Annotated in this window: 24 protein-coding genes; 10 read left to right on the top strand and 14 right to left on the bottom strand. The window is 70.1% G+C overall.

Annotated features, from left to right (window positions below; translation table 11 throughout):
• The 3 genes from ABZ490_RS32085 to ABZ490_RS32095 form a co-directional block, all read left to right on the top strand.
• Positions 1–820: polyprenyl synthetase family protein (locus ABZ490_RS32085; RefSeq protein WP_358997802.1), on the top strand; the 820-nt coding region annotated here is incomplete at its 5' end.
• 147 nt (positions 821–967) lie between these two features.
• The gene (locus ABZ490_RS32090) at positions 968–1,171 is read left to right on the top strand and encodes a hypothetical protein (protein WP_358997806.1); all 204 of its coding nucleotides are present in this window, start codon (positions 968–970) and stop codon (positions 1,169–1,171) included.
• 9 nt (positions 1,172–1,180) lie between these two features.
• The gene (locus ABZ490_RS32095) at positions 1,181–1,519 is read left to right on the top strand and encodes a DUF952 domain-containing protein (protein WP_358997810.1); all 339 of its coding nucleotides are present in this window, start codon (positions 1,181–1,183) and stop codon (positions 1,517–1,519) included.
• Between the two features lies 1 nt (position 1,520).
• Here ABZ490_RS32095 and ABZ490_RS32100 read toward each other — a convergent pair whose 3' ends face one another.
• Positions 1,521–2,291 (bottom strand): VOC family protein, encoded by a 771-nt coding sequence (locus tag ABZ490_RS32100; protein WP_358997813.1) that lies wholly within the window; start codon positions 2,289–2,291, stop codon positions 1,521–1,523.
• A 95-nt stretch (positions 2,292–2,386) separates the two neighbouring features.
• Between ABZ490_RS32100 and ppk2 the strand changes: the two genes are divergently transcribed.
• On the top strand, positions 2,387–3,283 hold the full coding sequence (gene ppk2, locus ABZ490_RS32105) for a polyphosphate kinase 2 (RefSeq protein ID WP_358997816.1): 897 nt from the start codon (positions 2,387–2,389) through the stop codon (positions 3,281–3,283).
• Between the two features lie 130 nt (positions 3,284–3,413).
• On the opposite strand, the gene sodN is transcribed toward ppk2, so the two are convergent.
• Complete coding sequence (sodN, locus tag ABZ490_RS32110; protein WP_055634112.1) at positions 3,414–3,809, bottom strand: superoxide dismutase, Ni; 396 nt, start codon at positions 3,807–3,809, stop codon at positions 3,414–3,416.
• A 145-nt stretch (positions 3,810–3,954) separates the two neighbouring features.
• On the opposite strand from sodN, the gene sodX reads away from it, so the two are divergent.
• Positions 3,955–4,392: a nickel-type superoxide dismutase maturation protease gene (gene sodX, locus ABZ490_RS32115; protein WP_358998127.1), complete on the top strand. Its 438-nt coding sequence runs from the start codon at positions 3,955–3,957 to the stop codon at positions 4,390–4,392.
• On the opposite strand, the gene ABZ490_RS32120 is transcribed toward sodX, so the two are convergent.
• The gene (locus ABZ490_RS32120) at positions 4,296–4,925 is read right to left on the bottom strand and encodes a CGNR zinc finger domain-containing protein (protein ID WP_358997820.1); all 630 of its coding nucleotides are present in this window, start codon (positions 4,923–4,925) and stop codon (positions 4,296–4,298) included. The genes sodX and ABZ490_RS32120 overlap by 97 nt on opposite strands.
• A gap of 99 nt (positions 4,926–5,024) precedes the next feature.
• Here ABZ490_RS32120 and ABZ490_RS32125 point away from each other — a divergent pair, with 99 nt between their 5' ends.
• Positions 5,025–5,789: a class I SAM-dependent methyltransferase gene (locus ABZ490_RS32125; RefSeq protein ID WP_358997823.1), complete on the top strand. Its 765-nt coding sequence runs from the start codon at positions 5,025–5,027 to the stop codon at positions 5,787–5,789.
• Positions 5,790–5,861: 72 nt separating this feature from the next.
• On the opposite strand, the gene ABZ490_RS32130 is transcribed toward ABZ490_RS32125, so the two are convergent.
• The 3 genes from ABZ490_RS32130 to ABZ490_RS32140 are packed head-to-tail and all read right to left on the bottom strand — an operon-like array spanning position 5,862 to position 8,587.
• Positions 5,862–6,623 (bottom strand): amino acid ABC transporter ATP-binding protein, encoded by a 762-nt coding sequence (locus ABZ490_RS32130; protein WP_358997826.1) that lies wholly within the window; start codon positions 6,621–6,623, stop codon positions 5,862–5,864.
• Positions 6,620–7,582 carry an amino acid ABC transporter permease gene (locus tag ABZ490_RS32135; RefSeq protein ID WP_358997829.1) on the bottom strand — a complete coding sequence of 321 codons (963 nt, stop codon included), beginning with the start codon at positions 7,580–7,582 and terminating at the stop codon, positions 6,620–6,622. Before ABZ490_RS32135 ends, ABZ490_RS32130 begins: the two co-directional genes overlap by 4 nt.
• 39 nt (positions 7,583–7,621) lie before the next feature.
• Entirely contained in the window at positions 7,622–8,587 is a 966-nt protein-coding gene (locus tag ABZ490_RS32140; RefSeq protein ID WP_358997832.1) for an ABC transporter substrate-binding protein, read from the bottom strand.
• Between the two features lie 631 nt (positions 8,588–9,218).
• Here ABZ490_RS32140 and ABZ490_RS32145 point away from each other — a divergent pair.
• Positions 9,219–10,448: an NADP-dependent malic enzyme gene (locus tag ABZ490_RS32145; protein ID WP_358997834.1), complete on the top strand. Its 1,230-nt coding sequence runs from the start codon at positions 9,219–9,221 to the stop codon at positions 10,446–10,448.
• 209 nt (positions 10,449–10,657) lie between these two features.
• The gene (locus ABZ490_RS32150; RefSeq protein ID WP_358997837.1) at positions 10,658–11,623 is read left to right on the top strand and encodes a zinc-binding dehydrogenase; all 966 of its coding nucleotides are present in this window, start codon (positions 10,658–10,660) and stop codon (positions 11,621–11,623) included.
• Between the two features lie 61 nt (positions 11,624–11,684).
• Here the strand turns inward: ABZ490_RS32150 and ABZ490_RS32155 are convergent, their stop codons facing one another.
• The 3 genes from ABZ490_RS32155 to ABZ490_RS32165 all read right to left on the bottom strand — a co-directional run bounded on the left by ABZ490_RS32155 (position 11,685) and on the right by ABZ490_RS32165 (position 14,955).
• The gene (locus tag ABZ490_RS32155) at positions 11,685–12,872 is read right to left on the bottom strand and encodes a transposase (protein ID WP_358997840.1); all 1,188 of its coding nucleotides are present in this window, start codon (positions 12,870–12,872) and stop codon (positions 11,685–11,687) included.
• Positions 12,873–13,001: 129 nt separating this feature from the next.
• Positions 13,002–14,030 carry a helix-turn-helix transcriptional regulator gene (locus tag ABZ490_RS32160; RefSeq protein ID WP_358997843.1) on the bottom strand — a complete coding sequence of 343 codons (1,029 nt, stop codon included), beginning with the start codon at positions 14,028–14,030 and terminating at the stop codon, positions 13,002–13,004.
• 1 nt (position 14,031) lies between these two features.
• On the bottom strand, positions 14,032–14,955 hold the full coding sequence (locus ABZ490_RS32165; RefSeq protein WP_358997846.1) for a DUF4097 family beta strand repeat-containing protein: 924 nt from the start codon (positions 14,953–14,955) through the stop codon (positions 14,032–14,034).
• Positions 14,956–15,109: 154 nt separating this feature from the next.
• Here ABZ490_RS32165 and ABZ490_RS32170 point away from each other — a divergent pair, with 154 nt between their 5' ends.
• Positions 15,110–15,292 (top strand): DUF6104 family protein, encoded by a 183-nt coding sequence (locus ABZ490_RS32170; protein ID WP_018535226.1) that lies wholly within the window; start codon positions 15,110–15,112, stop codon positions 15,290–15,292.
• Positions 15,293–15,373: 81 nt separating this feature from the next.
• On the opposite strand, the gene ABZ490_RS32175 is transcribed toward ABZ490_RS32170, so the two are convergent.
• The 4 genes from ABZ490_RS32175 to ABZ490_RS32190 all read right to left on the bottom strand — a co-directional run bounded on the left by ABZ490_RS32175 (position 15,374) and on the right by ABZ490_RS32190 (position 22,151).
• A complete protein-coding gene (locus ABZ490_RS32175; protein WP_358997848.1) occupies positions 15,374–19,177 on the bottom strand; it encodes a multifunctional oxoglutarate decarboxylase/oxoglutarate dehydrogenase thiamine pyrophosphate-binding subunit/dihydrolipoyllysine-residue succinyltransferase subunit in 3,804 nt (1,267 codons plus the stop codon).
• Between the two features lie 303 nt (positions 19,178–19,480).
• Positions 19,481–20,593 carry an ATP-binding protein gene (locus tag ABZ490_RS32180; protein ID WP_358997851.1) on the bottom strand — a complete coding sequence of 371 codons (1,113 nt, stop codon included), beginning with the start codon at positions 20,591–20,593 and terminating at the stop codon, positions 19,481–19,483.
• Positions 20,590–21,330 carry a response regulator transcription factor gene (locus ABZ490_RS32185; RefSeq protein ID WP_055635373.1) on the bottom strand — a complete coding sequence of 247 codons (741 nt, stop codon included), beginning with the start codon at positions 21,328–21,330 and terminating at the stop codon, positions 20,590–20,592. Before ABZ490_RS32185 ends, ABZ490_RS32180 begins: the two co-directional genes overlap by 4 nt.
• Positions 21,331–21,452: 122 nt before the next feature.
• The gene (locus tag ABZ490_RS32190) at positions 21,453–22,151 is read right to left on the bottom strand and encodes a spermidine synthase (RefSeq protein ID WP_358997855.1); all 699 of its coding nucleotides are present in this window, start codon (positions 22,149–22,151) and stop codon (positions 21,453–21,455) included.
• A 227-nt stretch (positions 22,152–22,378) separates the two neighbouring features.
• On the opposite strand from ABZ490_RS32190, the gene ABZ490_RS32195 reads away from it, so the two are divergent.
• On the top strand, positions 22,379–23,131 hold the full coding sequence (locus ABZ490_RS32195) for a rhomboid-like protein (RefSeq protein ID WP_358997858.1): 753 nt from the start codon (positions 22,379–22,381) through the stop codon (positions 23,129–23,131).
• Positions 23,132–23,146: 15 nt separating this feature from the next.
• Here the strand turns inward: ABZ490_RS32195 and ABZ490_RS32200 are convergent, their stop codons facing one another.
• Complete coding sequence (locus ABZ490_RS32200; protein WP_358997861.1) at positions 23,147–24,643, bottom strand: sulfatase; 1,497 nt, start codon at positions 24,641–24,643, stop codon at positions 23,147–23,149.
• Between the last annotated feature and the right edge of the window lie 38 nt (positions 24,644–24,681).

Genomic DNA, 24,681 nt, shown 5'->3' on the forward strand with positions numbered 1-24,681 from the left:
CCGGGCGCCCCGGTCGGCCGCCGTCCGGGCCGCCGCGGCGGTCGAACTGGTCCACAACTTCACGCTGCTGCACGACGACGTGATGGACCGGGACACCACCCGCCGGCACCGCCCCACCGCCTGGACCGTGTTCGGCGACGCCGACGCGATCCTGGCCGGGGACGCCCTCCAGGCGCTGGCCCTCGGCATGCTCGCCGTGGACCCGCACCCGGCGGCCGCGGCGGCCGCCGCCCGGCTCGCGGCCTGTGTGGTGGAGCTCTGCGAGGGCCAGGGGACCGACACGGCCCTGGAGAAGCGGCCCCCCGCCGAGGTCGCCCTCGACGAGGTGCTCGTCATGGCCGAGGCCAAGACGGGTGCGCTGATCGGCTGCGCCTGCGCGGTGGGCGCGCTGTACGCGGGGGCGGCCCCGGAGGACGTCGACGCGCTGGACGCGTTCGGCCGTGAGGCCGGGCTGGCCTTCCAGCTGATCGACGACGTCATCGGCATATGGGGCGACCCCGGGCACACCGGGAAGCCCGCGGGCGCCGATCTCGCCGCCCGCAAGAAGTCCCTGCCGGTGGTCGCCGCCCTGGTGTCCGGCACCCCGGCCGCCGGGGAACTGGCCGAGCTGTACGCCCGGCCGCCCGTACCGGAGGACCCGGACGACCTCGACCGCACGGCACGGGCGGTGGAGCGGGCCGGGGGCCGGGCCTGGGCGCAGGACCAGGCGGCCGACCGGATGTCCCGGGCGATGGACGAACTGGCCCGCGCGATCCCGGACCCGGAGTCCGCGGGCGGCCTGCTGTCGCTGGCCGAGTTCGTGACCAGACGCAGCACCTGAAACACCACCTGGCCCCGGCGGGTCCCGCACCTCCCCACGGCGTGCGGGGCCCGTCGGTGTTCTCACGGTCGAGATCATCGCGTACGGCGTCGTCGTACGGACGTACACAAGGGAGCGCCGAGGGCACACCCGCCCTACGCTGAGGGCATGGACAGAGAACAGCGTGTCTGTCCCGTCTGCGGGCAGCCCGTACAGTCCGTCGTCCGGCGCCACAAGACCCTGGGCACCTGGGTCCCGCGCTGGGTGCCGGGCCCGTGCCACAACCCCGCATGCGAGGCGTACGTCGAGGAGGGCGCCCCGGCGGTGGCGCACGAGGAAAAGCCGGAGGCCCGCCCCGAGCCGACCGGCTAGCGTGACCCCATGACCGCACCCCTCCCGCACATCCTCCACCTCACCGAACGCGCGCTCTGGGCGGCGGCCCGCGAACAGGGCTCCTACACCTGGTCCACCCGGGGCCGCACCCTCGCGGAGGAGGGGTTCATCCACTGCTCCACCCGCGCCCAGCTCCCCAAGGTCGCCGCCTTCCTCTACGGCTCCTACGACGGCCCCGACGACCTGGTGGTCCTGGTGGTGGACCCGGCACGGCTGGACGTCGCGCTGAGGTACGAGGCGCCGGAACCGGGCGGCGAGGAGTTCCCGCACGTGTACGGGCCGATCCCGGTGGACGCCGTGGTGGACGTGGAGCCCTGGAGCCGCTGACTCAGCCCGCCGGCGGAACCGGCAGTCCGCCCGTCTCCGGATCACGGCCGGTCAGGCAGTACAGGGCCCCCGCCGGGTCGCGCATCACCGTCCAATGCCGGGCCGGGGCGACGAGGGACGCCCCCAGCCGCTCGTGCCGGGCGCGCACGGCGTCGATCCCGGTGCCGCAGGCCAGGTCCAGATGGGCGGAGACGGGCCGCTCCTCGGCCAGCCGCTGGAGCAGGATCCGCACCGGCAGCCCCGGCGGGGGCGCGACCACGTGGAACTCCGGCAGCGACCCCGGCCGGGCCGACCAGTCCGGCAGCAGCGCGCTCCAGAACGCGACTTCGGCGTCGTACGCGGACGGCGGGACGTCGACGCTCACCTGGTCCAGCCGGCTGCCCCCGACGACGGGCGGCCGGACGGACTCCCCGTGCCAGGGCACCGCGCAGAACACCTGCCCGGCGGGGGAGCTCATGACCGTCCACCCGTCGTGCGCCGCGACCGTCCGCGCCCCCAGGTCCGTCGCCGCGCGGCTGAACCCGGGAACGTCCTCCACCGCGAAGTCCAGATGCGCGCCGCCGGCCCCGTCCGCGACGGCCTGGACCTTCACACAGGCGTCGGCGCCGCCGCCCGGCAGCAGGGTGCCGAACTCCTCCCGCTCGCCGCGCGGTGCGGACGGTGTGGTGCCCGTGACGGCGGTCCAGAACGCGCACGCCGTACGGAACCGTTCGGCGGGCCGGTCGACGAAGGCGTACGTCCAGCGGACCGGGACGGGGGTGCGGGAGCTCATGGGGTGATCGTAGAGGGGGCTTTGCCTGGGGTTCGCCCGGGATTGGCCTGGGCTTGTTTGTCTGTGCGGATGGATCCCCTGACCGAGAGGACGCCATGACCACGCCTCCCCTGCTGTCCGAGCTGGCCGACCTGCGGGTCGACTACAGCGACCACGACGACCCCGTACTCGTCCGGCCGGACGGGAGCCCCGTCGACACCTGGCGGGAGAACTACCCGTACGGGCAGCGCATGGAGCGCACCGAGTACGACCTGCACAAGCGGCTCCAGCAGATCGAGCTGCTGAAGCTGCAGAGCTGGATCAAGGAGACGGGACGGCGGCTCGTCATCGTCTTCGAGGGCCGTGACGCGGCCGGCAAGGGCGGCACCATCAAACGGTTCACCGAACACCTCAACCCGCGCGGCGCCCGCGTGGTCGCCCTGGAGAAGCCCACCGAGCGCGAGCGCGGGCAGTGGTATTTCCAGCGGTACGTCGAGCAGCTGCCGACCGCGGGCGAGATCGTGCTGTTCGACCGGTCCTGGTACAACCGGGCCGGGGTCGAGCGGGTGATGGGCTTCTGCACCGACGACGAGTACCAGCGCTTCATGCGCCAGGCGCCGCTGTTCGAGCGGATGCTCGTCGACGACGGCGTGGACCTGGTGAAGTTCTGGTTCTCGGTGTCGCAGAGCGAACAGCGCACCCGCTTCACGATCCGTCAGATCGACCCCGTACGGCAGTGGAAACTCAGCCCCATGGACCTCGCCTCCCTGGACCGCTGGGACGACTACACCTCGGCCAAGGTCGCCATGTTCCGCGAGACCGACACCGAGTTCGCGCCGTGGACCGTGGTCAAGAGCAACGACAAGAAGCGGGCCCGGGTCGAGGCCATGCGCAGCGTGCTGGCCCGCTTCGCCTACTCCGACAAGGACGAGGACGTGGTGGGCCTACCCGACCCGCGGATCATCGGCGCGGCGGCCGGCCTGCTGGAGGCGGGCGAGGACGACGACCGCTAGCGGGTCCCCGACCCGCCCGGCGCGGCTTGCCGACGGCCCGTGAACAGCACCGCACCCGGACCGCCGTGGACGCCGTGGAGGCGGCCTGCGGGCCGGGTGCGGTGGTGAGGGAAAAGGTGATCGAGGTCGATCAGGCCTTCTTGGTCTCCCAGAAGATCTTGTCGATCTCGGCGATCAGCTCGAGAGCCTTCTCGCCGGTCTTCGGGTCCGTCGACGCCTTCGCGGCCGACAGGGCCTTCAGGGTGTCGTTGACCAGCACGTGCAGCTGGGGGTACTTCTCGAAGTGCGGGGGCTTGAAGTAGTCGCTCCACAGCACGGAGACGTGGTGCTTCGCGAGCTCGGCACGCTGCTCCTTGATGACGGTGGCGCGCGCCTGGAAGTGCGGGTCGTCGTTGGCGGCCATCTTCTCCTGCACGGCCTTCACCGACTCCGCCTCGATGCGGGCCTGGGCCGGGTCGTACACACCGCAGGGCAGGTCGCAGTGCGCGCTGACCTTGACCTTGGGGGCAAACAGGCGGGAAAGCATGGAGCATTCCTTCCTCGTGATCGTCTTCTCAGGTGGGACATTACTCCCTGCAAGACGGGTTTTCGCGAGTGCCCCCATGGGCTTAGGACAAAAGTCCGGGGTCAGACTGGGACTGGTGGAGGAACGGACCGGGGAGGTGCCGGGGATGCCGGAACTGTCGCAGGAGACCGAGCGGGGGAGGGCCGGGGCGCCGCCCTTCGGGCTGGCCGAGGTGACCGGGCCGTCCATGGTGCCCACGCTGTACCACGGGGATCAGCTGGTGGTGCAGTACGGGGCGCGGGTGCGGGCCGGTGACGTCGTCGTGCTGCGGCATCCCTTCCAGCAGGACCTGCTGGTGGTCAAGCGGGCCGTCGAGCGGCGCGACGGGGGGTGGTGGGTGCTCGGGGACAACGCGTACGCCGGCGGGGACAGCACCGACTACGGGACCGTGCCCGACGAGCTGATCCTGGGCAAGGTGCGGCTGCGCTACCGGCCGCGCAAGCCGGGTCAGCGCTCGCCGCTGGCCGTGGTGCGCTGGGCGCTGTCGGCGGCGAGGCCGGTGCTCGCGGTCCGGTCGGCCTCGAGGCGCTTGCGGGCGCGGTAGGCGGCCACGTTGGCCCGGGTCGCGCAGCGGTCGGAGCAGTAGCGGCGGGAGCGGTTGGTGGAGGTGTCGAGGTAGGCGTTGCGGCAGGGGGCGGCCTCGCACAGGCCGAGCCGGTCGACGCCGTACTCGGTGAGGTGGAAGGCCAGGCCCATCGCGGCGATGGCGGCGTAGCCCGCGGTCGCGTTCGAGGGGTGGTCGGCCAGGTGCATGTGCCACAGCGGGCGGCCGTCGTCGTCGCGGTGGTCGTGGCCGGAGATCTGCGGGCTCACCGGGAACTCCAGCAGGAGCGAGTTCAGCAGGTCCACGGCCAGGGTCTCGTCGCCCTGGTCGGCCGCCTCGAACACCGCGCGCAGCCGGGCCCGGACCGAGCGGAAGCGGGTGACGTCCGCGTCGGTGGCGCGGCGGGCGGCCGACTGGTTGCCGCCGAAGAGATCACGGACGGCCTCGACCGAGGTCAGCGCGTCCTTGCCCCGGGCCGGTTCCTCGCTGTTGACGAGGCGTACGGCATAGTCCGAGTAATAGGCCAGTTCCACTTGTAGTCCTTACGGAGGGGCTCTATGGTCGTGCGTGCGGTCGGGTAACGGCTGATCGTGCTTTCAGGGTATTACGCGATGGGTGACGAGGGGGCTTCCATGACCACCACGGGGACCGGAACGACCGACTGGGCGGCCTGGCAGCAGAGCTGGGACCGGCAGCAGGAGTGGTACATGCCGGACCGGGAGGACCGGTTCCGGGTCATGCTCGACATGGTCGAGGCGCTCGCCGGGCCCGAGCCCCGCGTCCTGGACCTCGCCTGCGGCACCGGCACCATCACCGCCCGGCTGCTGGCCCGTCTGCCCGGCGCCACCAGCACCGGCGTCGACCTCGACCCGGCGCTCCTCACCATCGCCGAGGGCACCTTCGCCGGGGACGACCGGGTCACGCTCGTGGCCGCCGACCTCAAGGACCCGCACTGGCCGTCCCGGCTGCCCTACGACACGTACGACGCCGTCCTGACGGCCACGGCCCTGCACTGGCTGCACAGCGAACCCCTCGCGGCCCTCTACGGTCGGATCGCGGACCTCGTCCGCGACGGCGGTGTGTTCATGAACGCGGACCACATGATCGACGACACGACGCCCCGGATCAACGCGGCCGAGCGGGCACTGCGCCACGCCCGCATGGAACGGGCCAAGGACGGCGGCGTCCTCGACTGGGCCGAGTGGTGGCAGCTCGCCGCCCAGGACCCGGTCCTCGCCGCCCCCACGGCCCGCCGCTTCGAGATCTACGGCGAGCACGCCGACGGGGACATGCCCTCGGCGGCCTGGCACGCGCGCACCCTCCGGGCGGCCGGCTTCGGCGAGGCCCGGCCGGTGTGGTGCTCGCCCTCGGACACGCTGTTGCTCGCCCTGAAGTGACCCGGGCGCGACGAAGGGGCGGTACGGAGTCTCCGTACCGCCCCTTCCGCGTCGTACCGCTGGAGGACCCCGCTAGAGCACCTTGGACAGGAACGCCTGCGTCCGCTCGTGCTGCGGGTTGGTCAGGACCTCGCGCGGGTCGCCGGACTCGACGACCACGCCGCCGTCCATGAAGACCAGGCTGTCGCCGACCTCACGGGCGAAGCCCATCTCGTGCGTGACGACGACCATCGTCATCCCGGACTCGGCCAGGTCGCGCATGACGTCCAGGACGTCACCGACCAGCTCCGGGTCCAGGGCCGAGGTCGGCTCGTCGAACAGCATCAGCTTCGGGTCCATGGCGAGGGCCCGCGCGATGGCCACACGCTGCTGCTGGCCGCCGGAGAGCTGCGAGGGGTAGCTTCCGGCCTTGTCGGCCAGGCCGACCCGGTCCAGCAGCTCCCGCGCCCGCTCCCTGGCCTGGGCCTTGCTGGTGCCCTTGACCTGGACCGGGGCCTCGACCACGTTGTCCAGCGCGGTCATGTGCGGGAACAGGTTGAACCGCTGGAACACCATGCCGATGTCCCGGCGCTGGAGCGCGACCTCGCTGTCCTTGAGCTCGTACAGCTTGTCGGCCTTCTGGCGGTAGCCCACCAGGTTCCCGTCCACGTACAGCCGCCCGGCGTTGATCTTCTCCAGGTGGTTGATGCACCGGAGGAAGGTGCTCTTGCCGGAGCCGGACGGGCCGATGAGGCAGAACACCTCGCCCGTGTTGACCTGGAGGTCGATGCCCTTGAGGACCTCGACCGCGCCGAAGGACTTGTGGACGCCCTCGGCCTTCACCATCGCGGTCATGCCGTGCTCCTCGAGGATCCGAACAGGTGGGACCTGATCTTCTGGAAGACCGTGGGCGGGAGGCTGCGGCTGGAACCGCGTGCGTAGTACCGCTCCAGGTAGTACTGGAAGACGCTGAAGATGCTGGTCATGACCAGGTACCAGATCGACGCGACGAACAGCAGCTCCATCACGGCGAACGACGAGGAGCCGATCACCGAGGTCGAGCGGAGCAGCTCGTTGTACGTCACCACGTACACCAGCGACGAGGTCTTCAGCATGTTGATGAACTCGTTGCCGGTCGGCGGCACGATCACCCGCATCGCCTGCGGGATCACGATCCGGCGCAGCGTCTTGCCGTGGCTCATGCCGAGCGCGTGCGCCGCCTCGGTCTGGCCCTCGTCCACCGCCAGCAGACCGGCACGGCAGATTTCGGCCATGTACGCGGCCTCGTTCAGACCCAGGCCGAGCAGGGCGCACATGAACGGCGTCATGACGTCCGTCATCTCGTCCTTGTAGATCGGCCCGAGGTTCAGCATCGGGAAGATCAGCGCCAGGTTGAACCACATCAGCAGCTGGACGTAGACCGGGGTGCCGCGGAAGAACCAGATGTACAGCCAGGCCACGGTGCTGGTCACCGGGTTCTTCGACAGCCGCATCACGGCCAGCAGGATGCCGAGCACCACACCGAGCACCATCGCCAGGATGCTGATCAGCAGGGTGCGCCCGGCACCGGCGACGACCGTCGAGTCGAAGATCTTGTCGCCGACCGTGGACCACTGGATGTCACCGTTGGCGAACGCGTTGATCAGCAGCGCGAGCAGCGCGACGACCACGACACCGCTGACCCAGCGGCCCCAGTGGCGCACCGGGATGGCCTTGATGGCCTCCGGCGGCCCGGCGTACGCCGAGTCGTCGGCGCCCGGAGGGGTGTCCTCCGGCGGTGCGCCCGCGGGGGTCTTGTCGAGCTTGTCAGACATGGGGACTGCCCTTCGAAGGCTTCGAGCGGAGCGGGTGGATCACTTGCCGCCGTTGATCGCGGACTGGCTGATCGCGCCGCTCTCGGCGCCCCACTTCTCCAGCACCTTCTGGTACGAGCCGTCCTTGATGATCGCGTCGACGGCCTCCTTCAGGGCGTCGCGCAGCTGGGTGTTCTTCTTGGCGACGACGATGCCGAACGGGGCGGCCTCGTACTGCTTGTCCAGGACCTCGAAGGTGTTGCCGCCACCGGCCTTGCGGGCCATGTCCACGGCGACCGGGTAGTCGTTGACGCCGGCCACGGCACCGCCGGACTTCACGCGGGTCTGGGCCTCGGTGTCGTTCTCGAAGGACTCGATCTTCAGCGCCTTCTTGCCACCGCTCGTGCAGGTCTTCGACTGCGCCTGCAGGGCCTCCTCGTAGGTGGTGCCCCGCTGCACGGCGACGGTCTGGCCGCAGAGGTCGTCCAGGGACTGGATGCCCTTGGGGTTGCCCTTCTGCACGTAGATGGCCGTACCGGCGGTGAAGTAGTCGACGAAGTCCACGCCCTCGCCGAGCTTCTTGCCGCTGTCGTCCAGGCCCTCCTGGCGCTGCTTGTTGTCCGTGATGGACGACATGGCGATGTTGTAGCGGCCGGTGTTGACGGCGGTGATCAGGGTGTCGAAACCACCGTTGGTGAACTTGAACTCGACGCCGAGCTGCTTGCCGAGCGCGGCGGCGATGTCGGGGTCGACACCGACGATCTTGCCGCCGTCGACGGACTCCATGGGGGCGTACTCGGCGTTCGTGCCGACCTGGATGACGCCGCTCTTCTGGATGTCGGCGGGCAGCTTCGAGAACAGGGGGGCCTTGGAGGCGCCGCTCGAGGACTCGGAGGAGCTGCTGCCGCTGTCGTTGGTCTGGTCGCCGCAGGCGGAGAGCAGCAAGGCGCCCGCGACCGCGAGAGATCCGACCGCTGCCAGGCGGGTGCGCGCGGCGGTCGTGCGTCGGGTGGTGCTTGCGGTCATTTTGGGTTCCTCCGGCGGATGGATGGAGATGCCGATGGGTCGACACGCGTCGACTGGTGTCGACAAGTGCCGATGGGTCGACGAGAACACACAGCTTCGGGTGTCGCGACCTCGTGTGATTACGGCATCTTGCCATTCGGACTACGCCAATCAGGGGGCCAGCCATGTCAAAATCGGATAACGGGCGACCCCCGAGCCGCACAGTCCGGTCCATCACGGCCGGGCGACGCCGGACCATCTGCGGGAATTCAGCCCCGTGGCCGGAGGATCTTCGGTTCATCTCACGATGTGATCGCCGACCGTGCGCCGCGTCCGTTCAGTTGAGTCCGTGTCAAGGCTTCACCAGGCCGTGGCCGGTCTTCGCGCATGAGTCATGTCACTCGTGATCACCTCTGTGGAGGGTCCACAGCCCGAGCGATGTGACCTTGCACTGATTGGACTCGTCGGCTGTGGTCTCCGTCCGGTATGAAGGTTCTTTACACCCCTCATCCGGGGCTCAGGGCGCGTGTGCGGCGCGCCCGACGCGCAGGCGCCCGTACGTGACACCTCTTCAGGGCCCTGTGCGATGCCCGCCCACTCCTCACCCGGAGTGACCACCCTCAAACCAAGAACAGCTAAGGGGTACATCGAAGTGGCAGCGGAGATCGTCAATCCTCGCAGCGAGAGCGCGGACCATACGGGCCCGGAGGGCGGTGCGGAACCCCTCGATTCGTTCGATCCGGCGTTCGCACTGCACCGCGGCGGAAAGATGGCCGTGCAGGCCACCGTCCCGGTCCGCGACAAGGACGACCTGTCCCTCGCCTACACGCCCGGCGTCGCACGCGTGTGCACCGCGATCGCGGAACAGCCGGACCTGGTGAACGACTACACGTGGAAGTCCTCCGTCGTCGCCGTCGTGACCGACGGCACGGCCGTCCTCGGGCTCGGGGACATCGGGCCTGAGGCCTCCCTCCCGGTCATGGAGGGCAAGGCCATCCTGTTCAAGCAGTTCGGCGGGGTCGACGCGGTTCCGATCGCGCTGGCCTGCACCGGCGTGGACGAGATCGTCGAGACGGTGGTGCGCCTCGCCCCCTCGTTCGGCGGCGTGAACCTGGAGGACATCTCGGCGCCCCGGTGCTTCGAGATCGAGCGCCGGCTCCAGGAGGCGCTCGACATCCCGGTCTTCCACGACGACCAGCACGGTACGGCGGTCGTGACGCTGGCGGCGCTGCGCAACGCGGCGCGACTGAGCGGGCGGACCATCGGCGAGCTGCGGGCCGTGATCTCGGGCGCCGGCGCGGCCGGGGTCGCCATCGCGAAGATGCTGGTCGAGGCCGGTATCGGGGATGTGGCGCTGACCGACCGCAAGGGCATCGTGTCGGCGGACCGCGAGGACCTCACGGACGTCAAGCGCGAGGTCGCCGGGTTCACCAACAAGGCCGGGCTGAGCGGCACGCTGGAGGACGCGCTGGCGGGCGCGGACGTGTTCATCGGCGTCTCCGGCGGTACGGTCCCGGAGGAGGCGGTGGCCTCCATGGCGAAGGGCGCGTTCGTCTTCGCCATGGCCAACCCCAACCCCGAGGTGCACCCCGAGGTCGCCCACAAGTACGCGGCGGTCGTCGCGACCGGGCGGTCGGACTTCCCGAACCAGATCAACAACGTGCTTGCGTTCCCGGGGATCTTCGCGGGGGCGCTCCAGGTGCGGGCCTCCCGGATCACCGAGGGGATGAAGATCGCGGCCGCTGAGGCGCTGGCCGGTGTGGTCGGCGACGATCTCGCCGCTGACTATGTCATTCCCTCGCCGTTCGACGAGCGGGTCGCTCCCGCGGTGACTGCGGCGGTGGCCGCGGCTGCTCGTGCGGAGGGCGTTGCTCGTCGCTGACGTGCACCTGAAGGGCCCCGTCCGTTCGGGCGGGGCCCTTCCTTTTGCCTACTTTTGCCCACCCACCCGCCCGTTCGGGTGAGTCGAGGAGTGGGCGTTCCCGGGGGCGCTGCCCCCGGACCCCCGTATCGGTCCTGTTTTGGCAAGAGGGCGTGTCTCACAGGCGCCCCCGGTATCGCCCACCCCCCGCGCCGCCTATCGTCAGGTTCATGTTCGCCGTCTACGCCGCCCGAATCGACCGCGACCAGCCGCTTTCCGGACTGGAGTTGGGGGAGCGACCGGCCCCCGAGGCCCGCCCCGGCTGGAGTACCGTCACCGTGCGGGCCGCCTCCCTCAACCATCACGACCTCTGGTCCCTGCGCGGCGTCGGTCTCGCCGAGGACAAGCTGCCGATGATCCTCGGCTGCGACGCCGCCGGGGTCGACGCCGACGGCAACGAGGTCGTCCTGCACTCCGTCATCGGCCAGACCGGGCACGGCGTCGGGCCCGGGGAGCCGCGCTCCATCCTCACCGAGCACTACCAGGGCACCTTCGCCGAACAGGTCGCCGTGCCGACCTGGAACATCCTGCCCAAGCCCAAGGAGCTGTCCTTCGCGGAGGCCGCCTGTCTGCCGACGGCCTGGCTGACGGCGTACCGGATGCTCTTCACCAACGCCGGCGTCCGGCCCGGTGACTCGGTCCTCGTCCAGGGGGCCGGCGGGGGTGTCGCCACCGCCGCGATCGTCCTCGGGAAGGCCGCCGGGCTGAAGGTCTTCGCGACCAGCCGGGACGAGGCCAAGCGCAAGCGGGCGCTGGAGCTCGGCGCGGTCGAGGCGGTGGAACCGGGTGCGCGGCTGCCGCAGCGGGTGGACGCCGTCATCGAGACCGTCGGTGCGGCCACCTGGTCCCACTCGGTGAAGTCCCTGAAGCCCGGGGGCACCCTGGTCATCTCCGGTGCCACCAGCGGGGACCGGCCCTCGCACGCCGAGCTCACCCGGATCTTCTTCCTGGAGCTGAAGGTCGTCGGCTCCACCATGGGGACCAAGGAGGAGCTGGAGGACCTGTTGTCCTTCTGCGCCGTCACCGGGGTCCGTCCCGTCATCGACGAGATCCTTCCGCTGGACCGGGCCCGCGAGGGCTTCGCACGCCTGGAGTCCGGCGACCAGTTCGGCAAGATCGTGCTCACCAACGGCTGAGCCGGAGAAACACGGGAGGCATTGACTGCTCCCCTTCTCCTTCGAAAAGGGGATTCCTGGCTCAGGCAGCCTCCTGGAGCAGCGCTCCAGGAGGTCTTGTGCCCTCGACACCAGCCGGGTTCAGACCAGCCCGGACGAGCATCACGCGAGCGGAGTTCTTGTCCCTGGGGCATACGAGACCGCACGCGGTGCAGGTATAGGTTCGTTCTGACAGCGGAAGGGCGTGCTTGGTTCTCGCTCCGCATCGTCCGCAGTCCATGGTGGTGTGCGCCGGGTTAACCAGGCGCACATCCCGCCTGTGCTTGCGCCCCATATCGATAAGGGCCTTCTTTGCCTGGCCGATCGCGGCGTCGGCTGCCTTGCGAGCCAATGTTGTCTTCGCGAGGAACTTCGGCCGGAAATCCTCCACCGCGATCGCATCATGGTCACGCACGACCTTCTTAGCCCACTTGCGGGCGGTGTCCTGTCGCTGACGGGCGACTTTCTGGTGGATTTTCGCCCGCCATCTGGTCGCCTGCCGGTAGCCCTTCGATGGCGCGTGTCCTTTCCTCGGTCTACGCCGGGCCACCATGCGGTCGTAAACCGACAGCCTCGCCTGGGCCATTTTGCCGTGCTGGGCGTGCGGCAGGTCGTGGGAGTCGCTGGTTGTGGTCGCGGTTTCTCGGACGCCCCAGTCCACGCCGAGCGACAGACCGGTTTCCGGCAAGGGCTCGATGGGGGAGGGGACCACAAACGACGCGTACCAATCGCCCAAGCTGTCCTGGTACACACGCACCGACGTCGGTTCGGCAGGTAATGCCCGAGACCAGACCACGGTCAGAGTGATTCTGCCTGCCAGATGGAGACGCCCGTCCCTGATCCGGAAGCCGTTCCGTGTGTAGTTCAACGTGAGGGCAGAAGCACTCTTCTTCTTGTAGCCCGGCATTCCCGCTCGCTGCCGCAAAGGCAACCGGCCCTTGATGTCCTTGAGTGCCTTCGCGCGAGACTTACCGAAGTCGCGAATGAGCTGTTGCTGTGGAACTGACGATCCCTTTGCCAACCATGGCGTACTGGACCGGGCATCCGTCAACATCCGGTCCAGCCGTGTCGGCCCGCACTCCTGCTTCTCCTCATGGGCTTTTTTGGATCGGGCGACGCACTCGTTCCACAGCCATCGGCACCGGTCCCACTCCTCTAGGAGTCTGGCGCGAGCCGTGGCTGAGGCCCTGAGACGGTAGGTGTATCGCGCTTGGTCACCCACGGCAGCCATGTCTTTCTCACCCCTGCCCGCAACTCGGTCCGGCTCATTCTCGCTTTTTGGCTTGCCCTACACGACCGTACGTGCGGCAGCGGCACGTCTGTCTCCAGATCTGCCAGGAATCGCTCATGTGGGGGACCCTCAAGCCTTCGGGGCTCGCAGAATCGCTCCGATGTGGGCCGCCGCCGAGGACAGGTGGTGGCGGGTGGCCTGGAGTTGGTCGGGGGTGATGCCCTGGTCGCGGGCCGTGTCGCGGATGTCGTCGCGGAAGCGGTCCAGGAGGCGGTCCAGATCGCGGGCCGGGTCGCCGCTGGAGTCCTCGTGGGCCCAGGACGGTTCGTACTCGGCGGGGAAGTCCTCGGGGGAGTGGGAGTAGGACGGGGCCGGGCCCGTGGAGGTGCGGCCGAAGCCCAGGTCCTTGCCGAACTCCTTGCCGAAGTCCTTGCCGAAGTCCCCGAATTCCCGGGCCAGTTCGGTCAGGCCCTCGCGGACCCCCGTCGGCCAGTCCCCGCGTGCGAAGTGGTCCTGGACCTGCTCCTGGACACGCCGGGCGATGCGCTGCATCTCCTCCTGGGCCTGGGCCCTGGCGTGGTCCTGGGCATCCTTGGCCTGACGGCGGGCACGCTGGGCCTCCTCGCGGGCCCGGCGGCTCTCGTCCTTGGCCCGGCGGGCCTGTTCCTTCCACTCCTGCTTGACCCGGCGCATCTCCTCCTTGGCGGCACGCCAGGACTCCTTGTCGCCGTACTCGCCCTGCTCGGGGACGGGACCCGCACCGCCGTCCCGCCGGGCCTCGGTGGCCGCCGCCCGCATCTCCCGCCGCAGATCACCCGCCGCGCCCCGCACATCGGCCCGGATCTCCGCGGCCAGCTCCGCGACCGACTCGCGGATCTCCAGCTCCAGATCGGCCAATTCGCCGCTGCGGTCGGCGAGTTCGGCCCGGCCCGCGTCGGTGATCGCGTACACCTTGCGGCCGCCCTCGGTGGTGTGGGTGACCAGGCCCTCCGCCTCCAGCTTGGCCAGCCGGGGGTAGACCGTGCCCGCCGACGGCGCGTACAGCCCCTGGAAGCGCTCCTCCAGGAGGCGGATCACCTCGTAACCGTGGCGCGGGGCCTCGTCCAGCAGCTTCAGCAGGTAGAGACGGAGACGGCCGTGGGCGAAGACGGGAGGCATGTCAGAGCACCTTCTTGTCGGTCGTGCTGTCGGCCGGGCCGGCGGAGGGGGAACCGCCGTCCGGGCCGGAATCGGCATTGTCCCCCGCGCCGGAGCCGTCCGCGGACCAGTCCCCGTCCTCCACGGGCGGGCGCCGCAGCAGGGCGATCGAGCCGGAGACCGTCGTCGCCTTCAGCCGGCCGTTGCCCGCGCCGAGCCGGCCGGTGATCCGCTTGGCCCCCCACTGGCCGCTGACCCGGAGGTCCTCGAAGGCGTTGGAGACCGCGCCGCTCGCCGTGTTCGCCTCCACCTCCGCGTCGGCCGGGTGCGGCAGCCGGATGGCGATCTCGCCCGAGACATTGGTCAGCGAGATCTCCGTGGGCCTGCTCGTCGGGTCCACGTCGACCACCATCGAGCCGCTCACCGAGTCCGCCTTGACGGACGAGCCGGCCTCGACGACGGTCAGGTCCCCGGAGACGGAGTTGAACCGCAGATCACCGGTGAGCGCCTGGGCCTCCACATTGCCCGACACCGTGTCCGCGCGGACCGTGCCCGCGAGGCCCACCAGGGTGGCGTCACCGGTGACGCCCTTGATCTCCGTGCGCCCGTCGATCCCGGACACCGTCGCGCCGGCGCTCACCACCCCCAGCTCCACCCGGGTGCCGGCCGGGACCGCCACGGAGACCACGGCGCTGCGCCGCCACCCCTTGCGGTCGAGCCACTTGAGGAACCCCTTCCAGGGCAGATCCTCGTACGCCACCGTCAAGGTGCCGTCCCGGTGACTCACCACCAGGGGTGGCCCCTCGATCCGGGACACCTCCAGCCGGGCCGTGCCCTCGTCCGTGCCCACCACGTTCACCGTGCCGTCGACGATGCGGACGTGCAGGGTGCTGACGGGCTCGTCGAAGGTGAGCTTGCTCGGCTCGGCGACGGACCATTCGGACATGGGAGAACCCTCCTCGGCACGACTTCCCGGTACAACGCGCCATATCGCGTCTTCTTCAATTCACGATATATCGCGGACGCCGGAAGTCAAGACACCGTGGGGGTGACCGGCGGCCTACCCTGGGGACACAGGCCCCCAGGAGCAGGAGCGAGAGTTGTACTTCACCGACCGAGGCATCGAGGAGCTGGAGAAGCGGCGGGGCGAGGAGGAGGTCACCTTCGAGTGGCTCGCCGAGCAGCTGCGGACGTTCGTCGACCTGAACCCGGACTTCGAGGTACCGGTGGAGCGCCTGGCCACCTGGCTCGCCCGGCTGGACGACGAGGACGACGAGGACTGACGTACGACGAGGACCGGCGTACGACGAAGAGCCCGCCCCCGGTGATCCGGGGACGGGCTCTTGTGTCGCTGGGTCAGAGGCTCACGCCTCGAACACCTCGCGCACCAGCTGCTCCTGCTCCGCCTGGTGGCGCTTGGCGGAGCCGACGGCCGGGGACGAGCCGTGCGGCCGCGAGATGCGGCGCAGTCGCTCGCCGTGCGGGACGTCGGCGCCGACGGCCAGGTCCAGGTGGTCGATCAGGTTCAGGGCGATGAACGGCCAGGCACCCTGGTTGGCCGGCTCTTCCTGGACCCACAGGTACTTCTCGGCGTTCGGGTACTTGTTGACCTCCGCCTGGACCTCGGCACCCGGCAGCGGGTAGAGGCGCTCGAGACGGATGATCGCCGTGTCCGTGACACCGCGCTTCTGACGCTCGGCCTCCAGGTCGTAGTAGACCTTGCCGGCGCAGAAGACGACCTTCTTGACCGCGTTCGCGTCGACCGAGGTGTCGCCGATGACGGGGCGGAACTGCCCCGAGGTGAACTCCTCCGCCTTCGAGGCCGCCGCCTTCAGGCGCAGCATCGACTTCGGGGTGAAGACGACCAGCGGCTTGTGGTGCGGGTTGTGCACCTGCCACCGCAGGAGGTGGAAGTAGTTCGACGGCAGGGTCGGCATGGCGACCGTCATGTTGTTCTGGGCGCAGAGCTGGAGGAAGCGCTCGACACGGGCCGAGGAGTGGTCCGGGCCCTGGCCCTCGTAGCCGTGGGGGAGGAGGAGCGTGACGCCGCTCGTCTGGCCCCACTTCTGCTCGGCCGCCGAGATGTACTCGTCGACCACCGTCTGCGCGCCGTTGACGAAGTCGCCGAACTGCGCCTCCCACATCACGAGCGCGTCGGGGCGGGCCAGCGAGTAGCCGTACTCGAAGCCCATGACCGCGTACTCGGACAGCAGGGAGTTGTAGACGTTGTAGCGCGCCTGGTCCTCGGCGAGGTACTGGAGCGGGGTGTGCTCCTCGCCCGTCTCGCGGTCGATGAGGACCGCGTGGCGCTGGCCGAAGGTGCCGCGCTGGGAGTCCTGGCCGGACAGCCGGACCGGGACGCCCTCCAGGAGGAGGGAGCCGACCGCGAGGGTCTCGCCCATGCCCCAGTCGATGGTGCCGTCCTCGACCATCGCCGCCCGGCGCTGGAGCTGCGGCAGCAGGCGCGGGTGGACGTGGAAGGTGTCCGGGATGTTGACCTGGGACTCGGCGATGCGCTTGACGACCTCCGCGGAGACCGAGGTCGGGACCGCGACGGGGAAGCCGTCCTGCGGCTCGTGGACGTCGCCGCCGACGGGCTGCGCGGTGGCCTCGCGGACCTCCGTGAAGACCTTCTCCAGCTGGCCCTGGTAGTCCTGGAGCGCCTGCTCGGCCTCTTCCAGGGTGATGTCGCCGCGACCGATCAGGGACTCGGTGTAGAGCTTGCGCACCGAGCGCTTCTTGTCGATCAGGTCGTACATCAGCGGCTGGGTGAAGGCCGGGTTGTCCGACTCGTTGTGACCGCGGCGGCGGTAGCAGATGAGGTCGATCACCACGTCCTTGTTGAACGCCTGGCGGAACTCGAAGGCGAGCCGCGCGACGCGGACCACGGCCTCCGGGTCGTCGCCGTTCACGTGGAAGATCGGGGCCTCGATCATGCGGGCCACGTCCGTCGCGTACATGGAGGAACGCGAGGACTCGGGGGCCGCGGTGAAGCCGACCTGGTTGTTGATGACGATGTGGACCGTGCCGCCGGTGCGGTAGCCGCGCAGCTGCGACATGTTCAGGGTCTCGGCCACCACGCCCTGGCCCGCGAAGGCCGCGTCGCCGTGCAGGGCCACCGGCAGGACGGTGAAGTCCGTGCCGCCCTTGTTGATGATGTCCTGCTTGGCGCGGGCGATGCCCTCGATGACCGGGTCGACCGTCTCCAGGTGGGACGGGTTGGCGGCCAGCGAGACCTTGATCTGCTCGCCGTCGAGGCCGGTGAAGGTGCCCTCGGCGCCCAGGTGGTACTTCACGTCGCCGGAGCCGTGCATCGACTTCGGGTCGAGGTTGCCCTCGAACTCGCGGAAGATCTGCGCGTACGACTTGCCGACGATGTTGGCGAGGACGTTGAGGCGGCCGCGGTGGGCCATGCCGATGACGACCTCGTCCAGACGGGACTCCGCCGCGCTGTCGATGACCGCGTCGAGCAGCGGGATGACGGACTCGCCGCCCTCCAGGGAGAAGCGCTTCTGGCCGACGTACTTCGTCTGCAGGAAGGTCTCGAAGGCCTCCGCCGCGTTCAGCCGGCGCAGGATGCGCAGCTGCTCCTCGCGCTCGGGCTTGGTGTGGGCGCGCTCGATGCGGTCCTGGATCCAGCGGCGCTGCTTCGGGTCCTGGATGTGCATGAACTCGACGCCGGTGGTGCGGCAGTACGAGTCGCGCAGCACGCCGAGGATGTCGCGCAGCTTCATCAGGGACTTGCCGGCGAAGCCGCCGACGGCGAACTCGCGCTCCAGGTCCCAGAGGGTGAGGCCGTGCTCGGTGATGTCCAGGTCGGGGTGCTTGCGCTGGCGGTACTCCAGCGGGTCGGTGTCGGCCATGACGTGGCCGCGGACCCGGTAGGAGTGGATCAGCTCGAAGACCCGGGCGGCCTTCGTCACGTCGTCGTCGTGCGACGCGTCGATGTCCTTGAGCCAGCGGACCGGCTCGTAGGGGATGCGCAGCGCCTCGAAGATCTCGTCGTAGAAGCCGCTCTCGCCGAGCAGGAGGTTCGCGACGATCCGCAGGAACTCGCCGGAGGCGGCGCCCTGGATGACCCGGTGGTCGTAGGTCGACGTGAGCGTCATGACCTTGGAGATGCCGAGCTTGTTCAGGGTGTCCTGGGAGGTGCCCTGGAACTCCGCCGGGTAGTCCATGGAGCCGACGCCCATGATGACGGACTGGCCGGGCATCAGACGCGGCACGGAGTGGACGGTGCCGAGGCCGCCGGGGTTGGTCAGGGAGACCGTGACACCGGTGAAGTCGTCCATCGTCAGCTTGCCGTCGCGGGCGCGGCGGACGATGTCCTCGTAGGCCTGCCAGAACTCGAAGAAGTTCAGCGTCTCGGCCTTCTTGATGCCGGCGACGACGAGCTGGCGGTCGCCGTTGGCCTTCACCAGGTCGATGGCCAGGCCGAAGTTGACGTGCGGCGGCTTGACGAGGGTGGGCTTCCCGTCCTTCTCCGCGTAGTGCCAGTTCATCGACGGCATGGCCTTGATGGCCTGCACCATCGCGAAGCCGATCAGGTGCGTGAAGGAGATCTTCCCGCCCCGGGCGCGCTTGAGGTGGTTGTTGATGACGATGCGGTTGTCGAACAGCAGCTTCACCGGGACCGCGCGGACCGAGGTGGCCGTCGGCAGCTCCAGCGAGGCGTTCATGTTCTTCGCGACCGCGGCGGCCGGGCCGCGCAGCGTGATCAGCTCGGGGCCCTCGGGCGCCGTGGTGGCGGCCCGGGGAGCGGCGGCGGCCGGCTTCGGCGCGGCCGGGGCGGCCTTCACCGGAGCGGGGGCCGCGGCCGGAGCCGGGGCGGCCGGCGCGGGCGCGGCGGCGGCGGCGGGCTTCGGGGCGGCGGCCGGGGCCGGCACGGAGGCCGGAGCCGGGGCGGCGGGCGCCGGGGGCGTGGAGGTGGTCCCTGCGGCCCCCGCGGCCGCAGTACCCGCCGGAGCCGAGGGCGTGGCCGCTCCCGGCTTGTAGTCGGCGAAGAAGTCCCACCAGGCACGGTCTACCGAATTCGGGTCCTGGAGGTACTGCTGATAGATCTCGTCGACGAGCCACTCGTTCGGGCCGAACGCGGCAGCGGGGTTCTTGCCCGCTTGGTCTGCGTCGGTCGAGATGCTCGATGCGTTACTGGGGGACTGTGGCGACACGGCGGCAACCGCCCTCTTCCGCTTCACAAGGTGATGGACAGCGGGAATAAAGGCTACGCCCCCAAGAGCACGAAGGTCAGGCCGAGCCGGTCCATCGTCGCGTAAGTCACATCGGAAAGCGTGTTTCGGGGGTTGAAATGGCGGGAAACAAGCGCGGTTGCGCTCAGAAATGGGTGCGTGGAGACAGAGCGCGCACAGCAACCGTGCGGACCGGTGCCGACCTGCACCGGCCCACTGCCTGATCACACGTGTCCGGCAGCGCGGACGAAAGGTGGATCTTGAGGCTCCGGTTCGCACTTTACGTCAACTTGGAAGAGAAGGCTCTCCCGGAAGAGTGATAAGAATCCGGCAACCCCGCTCGGATTCGGCCACTCCGATCCGTCCGCCGTGCAGATCGACCGCCCACCGGGCGATCGCCAGCCCCAGCCCCGTACCGCCGTCGCTGCCCGGCCCGTGCGGCCGGCGGACGGCTCCCCGGTTGAACCGCTCGAACACGCGGTGCCACTCCGAGCGCGGTATCCCCGGACCCTCGTCCAGGACCTCCAGCTCCAGCGAGTCCGGCTGCGTCCCGCGCCGCGCCTTCACCGTCACCCGGCCGTGCGGCGGGCTGTGCTTGACCGCGTTGTCGATCAGGTTCGCCACGACCTGGTGGATGCGCTCCGGGTCCGCGTGCACGGTCAGCTCCGGCGGGCAGACGTCCAGGTGCAGATGGACGTCCGTGCGCGTGTGACTGCCGCCCGAGCCCATGGTCGCCCGTGCAGAGGAGACCATGTTGGCCTCCTTCAGCACGCCCGACAGATACGGCCACACCTCGAAACGGCGCTTGCGCAGCGCTACGACGCCGTTGTCGAGCCGGGACAGGTCGAGCAGCGTCTCCACCAGCCGCCCCAGCCGCTCCGTCTGTTTCAGCGCCGTACGCATCGTCTCGGGATCGGCCTCGGCGATGCCGTCGACCACGTTCTCCAGGACGGCGCGCAGGCCCGCGATGGGGGTGCGCAGCTCGTGCGAGACGTTGGCCACCAGCTCCTTGCGCTGGGCGTCCTGCGCCTCCAGCTCGTCCGCCATCACGTTGATCGTCTGGGCCAGGTCGCCCAGCTCGTCCCGCCGGTTCTCCCGGACCCGGCGGGTGTAGTCACCGTGCGAGATGGAGCGGGCGACCGCGTTCATCTCGTCCAGCGGCGCGGTGAGCGAATGCGCCACGAACTGCGTAATCAGCAGTGTGGCGATCATCGAGAAGACCGTGATGAAGCGGAGCTCCGTCTTGGTGTGCACCGCGATCATCGACAGGCCCGTGGTGATCAGCACCGAGATGACGACCAGCGCGCCCAGCTTGGTCTTGACCGAGAACGGGCGGACGCCGCCCCAGGGCTCCCCCGGTCCGGAGCCGGGGCTTCTCGGTCCGTCCGCGCCACTCATGGCGTCGGGGTCTCCAGCGCGTAGCCCACGCCGTGCACCGTGCGGATCCGCTCGGCGCCGATCTTCCGGCGCAGCGCCTTGATGTGGCTGTCGACCGTGCGGGTGCCGGAGGCGTCCGCCCAGTCCCAGACCTCGGCGAGGAGCTGTTCACGGGAGAGCACCGCGCGCGGGGTGTTCGCCAGACAGACCAGCAGGTCGAACTCGGTGGGCGTGAGGTGCACGTCCTCCGAGCGCACCCGGACCCGGCGCTGCGCGTGGTCGATCTCCAGCTCGCCGAGGCGCAGGATGCCGCTGCGGGGCGTGGTGGCCGCGATCGCGGCCCGTTCCACCCTGCGCAGCAGCACATGCACGCGCGCGGCCAGCTCCCGCATCGAGAACGGCTTGGTCATGTAGTCGTCGGCGCCCACGCCGAGTCCGACCAGCATGTCGGTCTCGTCGTCGCGCGCCGTGAGCATGAGCACCGGCACCGGACGGGCGGCCTGCACCCGGCGGCAGACCTCCAGCCCGTCGAAGCCGGGCAGCATGATGTCGAGGATCAGCAGATCGGGCTGCCAGGCCTCGGCGGTGTCGACGGCCGCCGGGCCGTCGCCGGCTGTTTGCACGAGGAATCCCTCGGCGCGCAGGCGGACCGCGATGGCGTCGACGATGGTCGGGTCGTCCTCGACCACCAGAACGCGCCGCTGCGCGCCCGGGGTCGCCGTCGTCGTGCCGTTGTGCGAGGTGTGTGTCGTCTCCATCGCCCGCCCCTGAGTGTGCTTTCCGGAACCAGTGGGGTGATCCCTTGTCTGCGCATGACTGCGGTTGACGCGTAAATGATCGGCGTCAGGGATGCAACGTACCCGGAGTCACCGACGCATTGCTATCCAGGCCCGACGGCGGGACGGACGGCGAGGTGTACGACGTCCGGCACTCCTCGGGCAACCGGGATCTCTTCGGTACGCACCTGCCGGAACCCGGCATTCCCCAAGGTTCCCTCGAATTCCGGAGAGGGTCGGGCGGACCAGACGGCCAGGACACCACCGGGTGTCAACACCCTTGCGCAGTCCGTGAGTCCGGCCGGTGAGTACAGGCTGACATTGCCCTCGGTGACGGTCCAGCCGGGCCCGTTGTCGATGTCCAGGCAGATCGCGTCGAACGTGTCGTACGTCTCACGGAGGTGGTCGAGCAGGTCCGCCTCCACGATCGTCGTGCGCGGATCGGCGAGGGCCCGGGCGGAGAGCCGCCCGAGCGGGCCGTCGAGATGCCAGTCGACGACGGCCCGTTCCCGCTCCACCACGGTGATCGCGCCCCAGCGGGCGTCGGCGGCGGCGTGCGCGAGCGAGAAGCCGACGCCCAGGCCGCCGATCAGCAGCTTCGGCGCGGGACGGCCGTCCAGCGCGGCGAGCGCGGCGTCGACGAGCCGCCGTTCCGAGCGGCCGTCGGAGGTGTCCATCAGGAAGCAGCCGTTGGCGATGATCTGGAGCAGTTCGCCGTGCCGGCGTAACACGACCTCGCCATGGGGTCCTGCGCGACGGTCGAGCACCTCGGGGCCGTCGGGGATGTCGTACGAACGGGGCATCGGTCCATCCTGGCACTTCCCTGACGGTCTGTTGACGGGTTTACGGGAGCGCCGGTCGCACGGGGGTGAGGGGCGGGTGTGACGTTGACGCGCCGCTGTGCGCTGGATGTCGTGGAGCCCCTGGGAATCTCGGAGCTTCCTGTGAATCGGCCCCCGCGTGGCGCCGGTCACAGACACGGCGCGGGTCGGCCACGAAAGGTGGGGTGAAACGGAAGGAGCGCCTCCCAGTGGAACCCGCGGTGACCCGTACGAGCCCGCCCCTTCCCGACGTCTCCGGACTCCTGGACGGCATCCCCGGCCAGCGTGCCCCGCAACAGGTCACGCGACCTGTCGAGGAGCGCCCGCGCGTCCGGCTTCGCCGCCCGCCCCGGATCCCGGCCCCCTTCACCCTGTCCTACGCCGCCGTCCTCGCCGTCACCTCCTCCGTCGCCGCGCACGCCGATCCGGCCCTCGTGCACGCCCTGCACCAGGGCTCCAGCACGGATGTGGCCCATCTGCTGACCGCCCCGGCGCAGGTGCTGATCGCCAGCGCGCTGTGGGTGGCGGGCGGTCTCCTCTCACCCTTCACCCTCGGCTTCCTGATCGTCCTCACCGCGCTGGAACGCCGGATCGGCGGCGCCCGGACGGCCGTGGTCTTCCTGCTCGGACACGTCCTGGCCACCCTCGCGACCGAGGTCCCCGTCGGCCTCGCCGTCCTGGTCGGTCATCTCCCCGACAGCTCGCTGCACCGCCTCGACTACGGCATCAGCTTCGGGGTCGCCGCGAGCGTGGGCTCCCTGGCGGGCCTGCTCCGCCCCTGGCTGCGCCGGCCCCTGCTGATCGCCTTCGGCGGCATGCTCCTCCAGGACCTGATCGCCTTCACCGACCCCCTCACCAACTGGGGCCACCTGATCGCGCTGACGATAGGCATCGCAACCTGGCCGTGGGTACGGCGGTGGAGCCGGGAGCGGCCCGGGGGCGCCGCCCGGGGAGTGACCTGATCCGAACGACTCGCCCTAGGCGGCCCGTGCTGCCGCGAGGTTTCCGGCCAGTGCCGGGATGCCCAGGCGTTGTTCGTCGGCCGGGGTCGCCAGGTGCAGGAGGTTGGTGAGCTGGTAGGGGTCGGCGCGCAGGTCGTAGTACTCGCGGAAGAGGACCTCTCCGGAGCCTCGCGGGCGGCCGTCGGTGTCCAGGCGGCCCCGGTAGTACTCGGTGTACTGCTCGTTCTTCCCCACGTACGAGGCCCAGGTGTGGATCGGGACCTTGTCCTGGCGGTTCCACCACCACTCGGCGAGGACGTGGTGGCGGTCGTTGCGGGCGTCGAGGAGGGAGTGGCCGTCGTGCGGGGTGTCCGGGGTGATGCCGGCCGCGGCCAGGAAGGTGGGCGCGATGTCGACGTGGCAGGTCAGGCGGTCGTCCCGGCTGCCCTTGGCGAGTCCGCCGGCCGGCCACGACATCAGGAAGGGCACCTCCAGGCTCGGCCGGTACGGCACCGACTTGCGCAGCCAGCCGTGGTCGCCCCAGGCCAGACCGTGGTCGCTGGTGAACACCACCAGGGTGTTCTCCAGCTGCCCCAGCTCGCGCAGCTTGTCGCGGAAGTCGCGCATCGCGTCGTCCACGGAGAGCAGGGTGCGCAGCTGACGGGTGCGCAGGGCGCGGCCCTCGGCGAAGGAGTGGCCGGCGGTGCGGATGAAGGGCGGTTTGTCGAGCTTCCCGATCTCGAACACCGACGGCCGGCCCTTCCACGGCGGCACGCGCGTGTGGGCGTACGTCCCGTCCGGGATGTTCACCTCGTGCGCCGCGCGGGTGGCGACGTACGCGAACCAGGGACGGGTGTCCGTGCGGGACCTCTCGATGAAGGCGAGGGCGCGGTCCTTGATGACGGTGGTGTTGTAGCCGGGGACGGTCCGGACGGTACCGCCGTCGTTGTAGTGGCCGTCGACGTAGGCGACCGGTTCCTGGAGGAGCCACTCGTCGAAGTGGGGCGGGTTGTCGGCGGGGTGCCAGTAGTTGAGGTACTTGCCGAACAGGCCGGTGCGGTAGCCGGCCTCGCGCAGCTGACGCTGGACGGTGGTGTGCTGGTCCAGATGGGTGGGGTGCCGGGTGTCGAGGACGCCGTGGTGGTGGGCGTACCGGCCGGACATGATGGACGCCCTCGACGGCGCGCACAGCGGGGTGTTGGCGTGCGCGCGCTCGAAGGTGACGCCGTCGCGGCCGAGCCAGTCGATCGTCTGGCGCAGGGCCCAGTCGGTGTCCTTCGGCTGGTCGTCGGTGAGCACGAAGAGGATGTTCGGCCGGTGGTCGGAGCGCGGACGCGGTCCTGGGGAGGCCGGGGACGTACTGTGGCGGGCCGCCGGTGCGGGGGTGGCCGCGGCCGGGGCCCGGCCGGCGTCGGCGGTACGGCCGCCGTGGAGGGCGAGCGACGCGGCGACCGCCCCCGCGGCCGTCGCTCCGGCGACGAGGGCGCGGCGGCTCGGCCGGCGGCTGCCGCCCGTGTCGGGTGCGTCGTTCATCCGTGTGTCCCCCTGGCCCCGTTGTGCCCGTGTTTCGG

The sequence above is a fragment of the Streptomyces sp. NPDC005811 genome, assembly GCF_040630405.1.
Lineage (GTDB): Bacteria > Actinomycetota > Actinomycetes > Streptomycetales > Streptomycetaceae > Streptomyces.

Coding starts and splice junctions, on each gene's coding strand:
- ABZ490_RS32160 (WP_358997843.1), bottom strand. CDS start 14,030: ATGCCTCCCGTCTTCGCCCACGGCCGTCTCCGTCTCTACCTGCTGAAG.
- ABZ490_RS32200 (WP_358997861.1), bottom strand. CDS start 24,643: ATGAACGACGCACCCGACACGGGCGGCAGCCGCCGGCCGAGCCGCCGC.
- ABZ490_RS32185 (WP_055635373.1), bottom strand. CDS start 21,330: ATGGAGACGACACACACCTCGCACAACGGCACGACGACGGCGACCCCG.
- ABZ490_RS32090 (WP_358997806.1), top strand. CDS start 968: ATGGACAGAGAACAGCGTGTCTGTCCCGTCTGCGGGCAGCCCGTACAG.
- ABZ490_RS32140 (WP_358997832.1), bottom strand. CDS start 8,587: ATGACCGCAAGCACCACCCGACGCACGACCGCCGCGCGCACCCGCCTG.
- sodX (WP_358998127.1), top strand. CDS start 3,955: ATGCCGGAACTGTCGCAGGAGACCGAGCGGGGGAGGGCCGGGGCGCCG.
- sodN (WP_055634112.1), bottom strand. CDS start 3,809: ATGCTTTCCCGCCTGTTTGCCCCCAAGGTCAAGGTCAGCGCGCACTGC.
- ABZ490_RS32095 (WP_358997810.1), top strand. CDS start 1,181: ATGACCGCACCCCTCCCGCACATCCTCCACCTCACCGAACGCGCGCTC.
- ABZ490_RS32125 (WP_358997823.1), top strand. CDS start 5,025: ATGACCACCACGGGGACCGGAACGACCGACTGGGCGGCCTGGCAGCAG.
- ABZ490_RS32155 (WP_358997840.1), bottom strand. CDS start 12,872: ATGGCTGCCGTGGGTGACCAAGCGCGATACACCTACCGTCTCAGGGCC.
- ABZ490_RS32180 (WP_358997851.1), bottom strand. CDS start 20,593: ATGAGTGGCGCGGACGGACCGAGAAGCCCCGGCTCCGGACCGGGGGAG.
- ABZ490_RS32150 (WP_358997837.1), top strand. CDS start 10,658: ATGTTCGCCGTCTACGCCGCCCGAATCGACCGCGACCAGCCGCTTTCC.
- ABZ490_RS32130 (WP_358997826.1), bottom strand. CDS start 6,623: ATGACCGCGATGGTGAAGGCCGAGGGCGTCCACAAGTCCTTCGGCGCG.
- ABZ490_RS32190 (WP_358997855.1), bottom strand. CDS start 22,151: ATGCCCCGTTCGTACGACATCCCCGACGGCCCCGAGGTGCTCGACCGT.
- ABZ490_RS32165 (WP_358997846.1), bottom strand. CDS start 14,955: ATGTCCGAATGGTCCGTCGCCGAGCCGAGCAAGCTCACCTTCGACGAG.
- ppk2 (WP_358997816.1), top strand. CDS start 2,387: ATGACCACGCCTCCCCTGCTGTCCGAGCTGGCCGACCTGCGGGTCGAC.
- ABZ490_RS32135 (WP_358997829.1), bottom strand. CDS start 7,582: ATGTCTGACAAGCTCGACAAGACCCCCGCGGGCGCACCGCCGGAGGAC.
- ABZ490_RS32100 (WP_358997813.1), bottom strand. CDS start 2,291: ATGAGCTCCCGCACCCCCGTCCCGGTCCGCTGGACGTACGCCTTCGTC.